General features: G+C 54.7%; 9 protein-coding genes. 8 read left to right on the top strand and 1 reads right to left on the bottom strand.

Annotation, left to right across the window (positions count from 1 at the left end; genetic code table 11):
* Window positions 1–1,016 (bottom strand): acyl-CoA dehydrogenase (locus EYQ49_05820; protein ID HIG25394.1); only part of this gene is annotated, 1,016 nt, incomplete at its 3' end.
* Between the two features lie 123 nt (window positions 1,017–1,139).
* On the opposite strand from EYQ49_05820, the gene EYQ49_05815 reads away from it, so the two are divergent.
* The 8 genes from EYQ49_05815 to EYQ49_05780 all read left to right on the top strand — a co-directional run bounded on the left by EYQ49_05815 (window position 1,140) and on the right by EYQ49_05780 (window position 7,889).
* On the top strand, window positions 1,140–2,855 hold the full coding sequence (locus EYQ49_05815) for a proline--tRNA ligase (GenBank protein ID HIG25393.1): 1,716 nt from the start codon (window positions 1,140–1,142) through the stop codon (window positions 2,853–2,855).
* A 54-nt stretch (window positions 2,856–2,909) separates the two neighbouring features.
* Window positions 2,910–3,287, top strand: coding sequence for a hypothetical protein (locus EYQ49_05810; protein HIG25392.1), 378 nt, complete (start codon window positions 2,910–2,912; stop codon window positions 3,285–3,287).
* A gap of 73 nt (window positions 3,288–3,360) precedes the next feature.
* Window positions 3,361–3,840: a CarD family transcriptional regulator gene (locus tag EYQ49_05805; protein HIG25391.1), complete on the top strand. Its 480-nt coding sequence runs from the start codon at window positions 3,361–3,363 to the stop codon at window positions 3,838–3,840.
* Between the two features lie 68 nt (window positions 3,841–3,908).
* Window positions 3,909–4,364, top strand: coding sequence for a universal stress protein (locus EYQ49_05800; GenBank protein HIG25390.1), 456 nt, complete (start codon window positions 3,909–3,911; stop codon window positions 4,362–4,364).
* Between the two features lie 141 nt (window positions 4,365–4,505).
* On the top strand, window positions 4,506–5,999 hold the full coding sequence (locus EYQ49_05795) for a glycerol-3-phosphate dehydrogenase/oxidase (protein ID HIG25389.1): 1,494 nt from the start codon (window positions 4,506–4,508) through the stop codon (window positions 5,997–5,999).
* A 9-nt stretch (window positions 6,000–6,008) separates the two neighbouring features.
* Entirely contained in the window at window positions 6,009–6,494 is a 486-nt protein-coding gene (locus EYQ49_05790) for an MGMT family protein (protein ID HIG25388.1), read from the top strand.
* A gap of 75 nt (window positions 6,495–6,569) precedes the next feature.
* A complete protein-coding gene (locus EYQ49_05785) occupies window positions 6,570–7,361 on the top strand; it encodes a crotonase/enoyl-CoA hydratase family protein (protein ID HIG25387.1) in 792 nt (263 codons plus the stop codon).
* 165 nt (window positions 7,362–7,526) lie between these two features.
* The gene (locus tag EYQ49_05780; GenBank protein HIG25386.1) at window positions 7,527–7,889 is read left to right on the top strand and encodes a cupin domain-containing protein; all 363 of its coding nucleotides are present in this window, start codon (window positions 7,527–7,529) and stop codon (window positions 7,887–7,889) included.
* Window positions 7,890–7,959 lie beyond the last annotated feature (70 nt).

Here is a 7,959-nt window from a genome sequence, read left to right as displayed (position 1 = left end):
CGAACCATTTCGCTCATGGCCAACTTGGCTAAATTGCCTTCGGCCCCGGTGCGACGGCCTCCAGATTTTGCTCTCAGCATGTTGAGGCGATTCACTTGCCCCAAAATGTGGACTTTCATTATTTCTTGACGAATCACTGGATCGGTTTCGTTGCCCGCCGCCTTGGCAAAATCCATAAGCGCTTGGCTTGAAATACCACGCCCACCGCCGCCTTCAGGGCCGCGACTTACCCGATCCAAAAAGCTACCCACTTTACGTTCAAGGCGGCCAGCTATTGCTCCCGGCGGCACCGATACGGGTTGACGACCGCCGCCACCCAAACTGGCTCGCTCAAAAGCCAGCGTGCTGTTCGCTACCGCCCAGCCAGCCCCCAGCCCACCAAGCACGTTGGCGTTTGAAACCCGAGCTTCATCAAGAAACACTTCGTTAAACAAAGCCTGGCCAGTCATTTCACGCAAGGGGCGTACTTCAATACCGGGTTGTTCCATGTCTATAGCGAAATAGGTAATGCCCTGATGTTTTGGAGCGTCCAAGTCGGTACGAGCTATGAGCATGCCCATCTTGGCCATATGCCCACCGGAGGTCCACACTTTTTGGCCCGAGATAATCCATTCGTCGCCGTCGCGTACCGCTTTGGCTTGCAGCCCGGCAAGGTCGGACCCGGCGTTAGGTTCAGAAAATAACTGACACCAAGCCTCGGTGCCGTCAAGAATTTTCGGAACAAAACGATCGATCTGTTCTTGGGAACCATGGACAGCAATAGTGGGAGCAGCCAACATTAAACCCAACCCGCTAGGTGGTCCAACCACGTTGGCCTCCGCCAACCCGGCAGCTACCGCCTGGGTTAACTCCCGGTTGTAGCCCCGTCCTCCTGCTTCTTCAGGCAAAGAGGGGTGACACCATTTCCCCTCGTTGAGACGTTGCCACCATTGGCCAACCGTCAATTCTGGGTCCCAGTTTTCTTCCAACCAGGCTGAAAGTTCTTCTTGTACATCGTTTGCTGTTGCGTCGCTCATGGGGTGAGTCTGGCACCTCGGCAACACAAAACAACAAGCGGGGGCAACAAGTAACCACCCGGCGACAAGCAGTCGCTAGGGTGAACACAGTCTTTAGGTTCTCATCTCATAGAAAGGCCCGCTGTGCGCTGGTCCTCCCTTTTTATCCCTACATTGCGTGATGCTCCGGCAGAGGCTGAAGCGGCGAGCCACCGTTTGCTGGTGCGTGGCGGGTTCATGCGGCAACTGCAGTCAGGCCACTACTCCATGTTGCCGTTGGGTTGGCGGGTCCATCAAAAAGTGTCGACCATCATTCGCCAAGAAATGGATGCCATCGGCGGGCAAGAATTCTTTTTACCGGCCATGCACCCGGCGGATCTCTGGCAAAAATCGGGCCGCTGGGAAACCATGGGCGATGAAATGTTTCGTCTCACCGACCGCAAAGGGGCCGAGTTGGCCTTAGGCATGACCCACGAAGAAGTTTTCGCCACTTTGGCGGCCGAAATAACGTCCTATAAGACCTTGCCGCAAATCTGGTATCAGATTCAGACCAAGTTCCGCGACGAGCCTCGCCCTAAATCAGGGCTTCTTCGGGTGCGTGAATTTTTCATGAAGGACTCTTACTCTTTTAATTTGGACGATGCGGGCCTCGATGCAGCGTTTGACGCTCACCACGCTGCTTACACCCGTATTTTTGCTCGCTTGGGCCTTGATGCTTTTCCGGTGCAGGCCTCTTCGGGTGCCATGGGCGGAAGCGCTTCGGTGGAGTTTATGGTGGCTTCCCCAGCCGGCGAAGACGACGTTGCTCGCTGCGGAGGTTGCGGTTACGCCGCCAATGTTGAACGTGCCTCGGCGGCCCTCGACCCGGTAGAAAACCGGCCGGGAAGCGAAGCCCCAGAGTCTTTCAATACCCCCGGTATACGCACCATCGCCGCTCTGGCCGAAGCCGGCCACCCTGCCGAACACCAAATTAAAAGCTTGCTTTACAACGTCAACGGGCAACTCACCGTCTTGTTGCTGCGCGGCGACCACCCGTTGTTGGAACAAAAATTCATTGACTACACCGGGGTCACCAATATCGAACCAGCGGAAGCCGACGACATTCGAGCCGCTTTGGGGGCCTCCCCTGGCAGTTTGGGTGCGGTAGGCGTAACCGACTTGCCTATTTATGCCGACTTAGCTCTGCAAGGCCGATCGGGCATGACCACCGGAGCCAACATTGACGACGTTCACCTCACCGGCGTAGATGTAGAACGCGACATCAAGGTTGACCATTGGGTAGACCTTCGGGGAATCCTCGAAGGCGAAGCATGCATCTCTTGTGGCGAACCGTTGAGCATTGTGCGCTGCATCGAGGCGGGCCACATTTTTAAATTGGGCCGCAAATATGCCGAAGCGATGGGTGCTAAAGTCCTCGACTCCGACGGGGTCACCCAAACCATCACCATGGGCTCTTACGGCATCGGCGTAGGCCGGGCCATGGCGGCGGCCGCCGAAACTCACCACGACGACAACGGACTGCAATGGCCCATGGCCATCGCCCCTTACGAGGTGGTGATTACCGTGGTAAAAACCGACCACGAAGAGTCCATGGCTGCCGCAGAAAGCGCCTACACCGAGTTCCAGGCCGCAGGCGTAGACGTCTTGTTGGATGATCGCCCTGGCCGACCGGGTGTCAAGTTCGCCGATGCTGAACTAATTGGTATTCCGCTGCGCCTCACCGTGGGGCCACGCGGCTTAGAAAACAACCAACTCGAGTTCACCGATCGGCGAGACGGTACGAAGTCCGATCTGGATCTTGGCCAAGCAACCCAACACATAATTGATCTGGTTAACCAAGGCCGGCGTTTAGGCGCCTGACCTTCGCTGCCATCCGCTAGATTCTTTTCCGACCGACCCCTGCCGAGGTTTTACATGACAAAAACAATTGATCGCCAGCTGCCCTTGAAGCGCCGCCAAAAAGTAGTGGCCTCGCTTGACCTCCCCGGTGTTCCCGAAGGAACCGAAGGCCAAGTCAAGGTAGCTAACGGCATCACCTGGTACCGCTATTGGGTTGACTTTGCTAACGGCATCACCTTGGGGTCAGTAAGCCACGAACAACTGGCACAAAAAAACGATTGGCCACAATTTAAAATCGACCGCGAGAACGACGCTTTGAATGCTGAAGCCAAAGCCGGCGAAGAAGCGGCAGCAGAACCAGCCAGCGGTGATGCAGCCAGCGGAAATACCTCCGGTGTACCTGAACATCTTTTAGAGCGCAGCCGAGCCGCTCGCGTTCGCCTCGGCGCTTAACACTCGTTAGCGTCCGGACTGGCCCCTTTTGGGGTATCCTCGGACGTTCCTGCAATGCTCACGGAGGCTCCCGTTGACCTTTAAACCTGGCGACAAAGTCGTCTACCCCCACCATGGTGCGGCGATTATCGACAAAGTACAGAAGCGTAAAGCTTTTGGCAAAAATACTGAATACTTTATTTTGACTATGGCCCACGGCGATATGACCCTTTCGGTGCCGGTTGACATGGTCGAAGAGGTCGGCATGCGCTGGCCCATCAGCAAAGAAGACGTGGTTGATCTCTTTGATGTACTGCAAAAACGCGACATTCGTGAACCCTCCAACTGGTCACGCCGTTTTAAGAACCATCAAGAAAAACTTAAAAGTGGCGACGTCTATCAAGTAGCCGAAGTGGTACGAAACCTGGCATTGCGTGATGCTGCTAAAGGTCTTTCGGCCGGCGAAAAAACTTTGTACACCAAAGCCTTAAGCGTGCTCGTTTCTGAATTGGCTTTTGCCCTTGACGTAGAAGAAGACGAAGCAAGCGCCAAGGTAGCAGACGCTCTTTCCTAATTGCCTCTTGGTGAATGGTTCGCTCTGTATTACGCTTCGGGTAAACCAACAACTAGCAAAGGGGTGACATGTACAAGCGTCGCATAGTGGTAGGCGTTGAGGGTTCGGGGTATGCCCAGACTGCTTTAATCTGGGCTTTTGAAGAGGCTGCGCTACGTGACTCCGTTGTCGAAGTAGTGACCGCCTATGCCCCTACCTATGTGCCAGCGGCCCCAGATTTAGGTTATGTGCCGCTTGATTCTTACGACCTGATCAACGAGGTCGAACGCATGCAAGGCGAAGTTATAGATTCGGCACTTGAAGCCGCCGGCCATCCCGAGGTTGAAATTGTGCGGACGCTCACCAAAGGCCGAGCGGCCGACACGCTCCTCCGAGCCGCAAAGAATGCCGATCTCTTAGTGGTCGGCAACCGTGGTCGCGGTGGTTTTGCTGGGCTGCGCCTTGGCTCGGTGAGCCAATCGATTGCCCATCACAGCCCGTGCCCTTTGGTGATTATTCATACGGGTTTAGACATCGAGGATTGAACCATTTTTGTTCCGGGGGCTCTGGGCGGTCAGAGCCGAGACGACCTTCTTAACACTTTTGAAGGTACCACCTTTGATCTGGCCATTATTGGCGGCGGCATCACCGGTGCCGGAGTGGCCCGAGCAGCCAGCCAACGTGGTTTGTCCGTCGCTTTACTAGAAGCCAAAGACTTCTCTTCTGGTACTTCTTCTAAATCTTCCAAGCTCATTCATGGTGGGCTGCGCTATTTAGCCATGGGGCATTTTCGGGTAGTGCGCCATACGGCGCGTGAACGCGCCGTAGTTCATGCCTTAGCACCCCACCTTTGTGAACCACACTGGATGGTTTTCCCGGTGGCTTCCCGGCGCTGGCTGGCGCTCATGGCCGTCGTGGTCCGGGTTTACGAAACCTTGGGTGGGGTTAAGCGCTCCGATCGCCATCGTCGTTGGGGTCGAGCCGAAGTGGCACAAAACGAGCCCGCTTTACGAGCAGAAAAAAGTCGTTACGCCGTAACTTTTCGCGAGTATCTGACCGATGACTGCCGCTTAGTTTTGGCCAACTTACGTGATGCGGTGGCTTCTGGTGCCCAAGTCGCTAATTACCTTTCTGTCGATGGCCTGCTTGGCGAAAACCAGGCAGAAGGGGTTACTGCTCAGTGTGCGCTTACCGGCCGGTCGATTCAGGTAAAAGCCGCGGTGGTAGTTAACGCCACCGGCCCGTGGGTTGATGCCACCCGCCAGTTAGAGGCCGATGTTGAACCTCGTTTGGCACTCAGCCGAGGCATTCATGTGGCCGTCCGGCGCACCGATTTACCGGTCAACAACTTGGTAACCATGACCGGTTCAGATGGCCGGCCGGTGTTTGCCCTACCGCGAGGACCGGTGACTTATTTGGGGACTACCGACACTCGTCATCTTGACCCGGCTACCCACCATCCATCGGTTGAACAGATTGATGTGGATTTTTTGTTAACTACCGTTGAGGATTATTTCGATATTTCTTTGACCCCAAAGCAAGTGACCGGGGCATGGGCTGGCCTACGGCCGTTGATCTCTAAACCGGGGCAAACCACTTCGGAACTTTCTCGCAAAGACGAAGTATGGGTCGGCCCCCGAGGGGTTGTCACGGTGGCGGGCGGCAAACTTACCGGTTACCTCCAAATGGCCGACGACGTCCTTGAGGCAGTGGAGACCCAATTCTCTGCCGAGCAGAGCCTGACCTCCCGTGCCGAGTTTAGCGGAACAATTTCTGTCTCGAAGACGCTGCCCGGTGGAGACATTGCTTCCGACCTGTCTTTGGCTGCGCAAACTTTAGATACCGATCATGGCCTTGGTCTGCCCATCGCCGAGCGTTTGGTGCGACGCTATGGATCAGAAGCAGGCGCAGTTATTGCCCTCGGAAAAGAACCGGTGGCCCCCGGGGCGCATCTTTTGTCGGGTGAAATCGTGTGGGCGGTACAAGTAGATGGCGCACTCTTTTTAGCCGACGTGTTGGAGCGGCGCACCGGCAGCATGTGGTTTGATCCAGAGGTAGGGGCGTTGGTTGAACCGGTGGCCCAGCAATTGTCTGGCTTGCTTGGTTGGACCGCTGAACAAACATCTGAGCAAATTGCTCTGCTAGAAAGACAGCAAGAAACCGATTTAACGTTTATTTAAAGGCATCAAATGATTGAAGTAGCAGCGGTTGATTCACCGGTGAGCTTACTTTGGGTAGCCCACGACGAGGGAACTATTGTGGCCAGCACTTTGGCCGGGTCAACGCACTCCCCTACTTTTACTCCGTATCTTGATTTACCCTTGGCCGAGAAACCCCCGACGGGACTGGTTAAAGCCATTGCTCAAGCATTTACGCACAAAGGGACAAGCGGCTTGCCTTTTGATCACCGCATTGGCACCGATTTTCAACGCTTGGTGTGGAAAAACTGTGCTTTGATTCCATTTGGAGAAACTCGTACTTATCAAGAGTTGGCACATGCCATTGGGCGCCCCAAAGCCACGCGGGCCGTGGGTACAGCGCTCGGAGCGAACCCGTTTCTTGTTTTGATCCCTTGTCACCGCGTGTTGCGAGCCGACGGCAGCCTAGGTGGTTTTGCCGCTGGTCTCGAAGCTAAAGCCCGCCTCCTGGCCTGCGAAAAAGCCTCCACCTCTTAACAAGGTGAAACATGGGGCCAGGCCTCAGATTTCACCTTGGCCGTTGCTGCATTCGGTGCGGCGTTGCGCTAGACCATGCCTATGACCGAAACCCAAGGTTCAATCACCATCGAAGTTCGTGGCCACATTTTGTTGATGGGCATAAATCGACCGGCAAAACTCAATGGGTTCACCCCAGAAATGATGCGTCAACTGGTTGAGGCCTACACCGAGTTGGACGGCAATCCGGACCTTCGGGTGGGCGTCCTGTTTGCCCATGGTGACCACTTCACCGCAGGCCTTGACCTACCCAAGTGGGCCGACAAAATGAAAGGCGGCGACCGGGGGCGCGGTGAAAACAAAATAGACCCCACCTCCTTGAGTTCGCGCTGCAGCAAACCCGTCATTAGCGCCGTGCAGGGCATCACTTTTACTCTGGGCATTGAACTCATGTTGGCCGGCGACATCGTTATCGCTGCAGACGACTGCCGGTTCTCTCAGCTTGAACCTCTACGGGGCATTTACGCCACCGGAGGCGCCACCATTCGTTTTGTACAACGGGGCGGCTGGGGCAACGCCATGTACCACTTGCTGACATCCGACGAGTTTGATGCTGACGAGGCTTACCGCATCGGTTTGGTGCAAGAAATAGTACCAGCCGGACAACAACTTGATCGAGCCATTGAAATCGCCGAAATCATCTGCCAAGGAGCCCCCTTGGCTGTTCAAGCCACCAAAGCTTCGTCAACCCTCTATGCATTAGAAGGCGAAAAAGCCTGCATTGCTGCTATGGCTGCCAAACAAGCCGAACTGGCCGCCACCGAAGATGCTGCCGAAGGGGTGGCGTCGTTTATTGAACGCCGGCCAGCGGTTTTTAAAGGCCGCTAACCGAACGGGACAAACCACTCCGCTCCTTGGAAAAACACAATAATGCCGTCAGGTTCTTTTAGGGCTACAAAATCTTGATCGGGAACCCCACTTGGTGTTTCAGCCCAATCTCGAATATGACTATTACAATTACAAAGTATTTAATACTCGATAAGGAGAGGCGCTATGTTAGAAACAAAGATATTCCGTAAAAAAGACCTTGATCTTGAGCCTGTCAACGGCATGAAAACCATCGGTTTGGTCAATGTGTCGTTTTCCGATGAACTGGGAGCAGGGATTGGCGTTTTTGAAGATTGCTCTATACCTTGGCATATAACTTATGACGAGGTTATTTACATACTCGAGGGGCAGTTCACGTTGCAAGTCGGTGACAAAATATTCGAAGCCGGTCCTGGAGATGTGCTATGGGTGCCACGTAATACGGATATTGTTTATATAGCCCAAGAGCGAGTGACATTTTTCTATTCTGTACTACCTGCCGGTAACGCGCCATCAACAGCCAAGCATATTGACTACACTTCGCATTAGAAGGCGAAAAAGCCTGCATTGCTGCTATGGCTGCCAAACAAGCCGAACTGGCCGCCACCGAAGATGCTGC

Source organism: Acidimicrobiia bacterium (assembly GCA_012959995.1).
Lineage (GTDB): Bacteria > Actinomycetota > Acidimicrobiia > Acidimicrobiales > MedAcidi-G1 > MedAcidi-G2B.
The sequence above is the reverse complement of the archived record's forward strand: the minus strand, read 5'-3'. Positions and strand labels throughout refer to the sequence as shown.

Coding starts and splice junctions, on each gene's coding strand:
- EYQ49_05800 (HIG25390.1), top strand. CDS start 3,909: ATGTACAAGCGTCGCATAGTGGTAGGCGTTGAGGGTTCGGGGTATGCC.
- EYQ49_05790 (HIG25388.1), top strand. CDS start 6,009: ATGATTGAAGTAGCAGCGGTTGATTCACCGGTGAGCTTACTTTGGGTA.
- EYQ49_05785 (HIG25387.1), top strand. CDS start 6,570: ATGCCTATGACCGAAACCCAAGGTTCAATCACCATCGAAGTTCGTGGC.
- EYQ49_05810 (HIG25392.1), top strand. CDS start 2,910: ATGACAAAAACAATTGATCGCCAGCTGCCCTTGAAGCGCCGCCAAAAA.
- EYQ49_05780 (HIG25386.1), top strand. CDS start 7,527: ATGTTAGAAACAAAGATATTCCGTAAAAAAGACCTTGATCTTGAGCCT.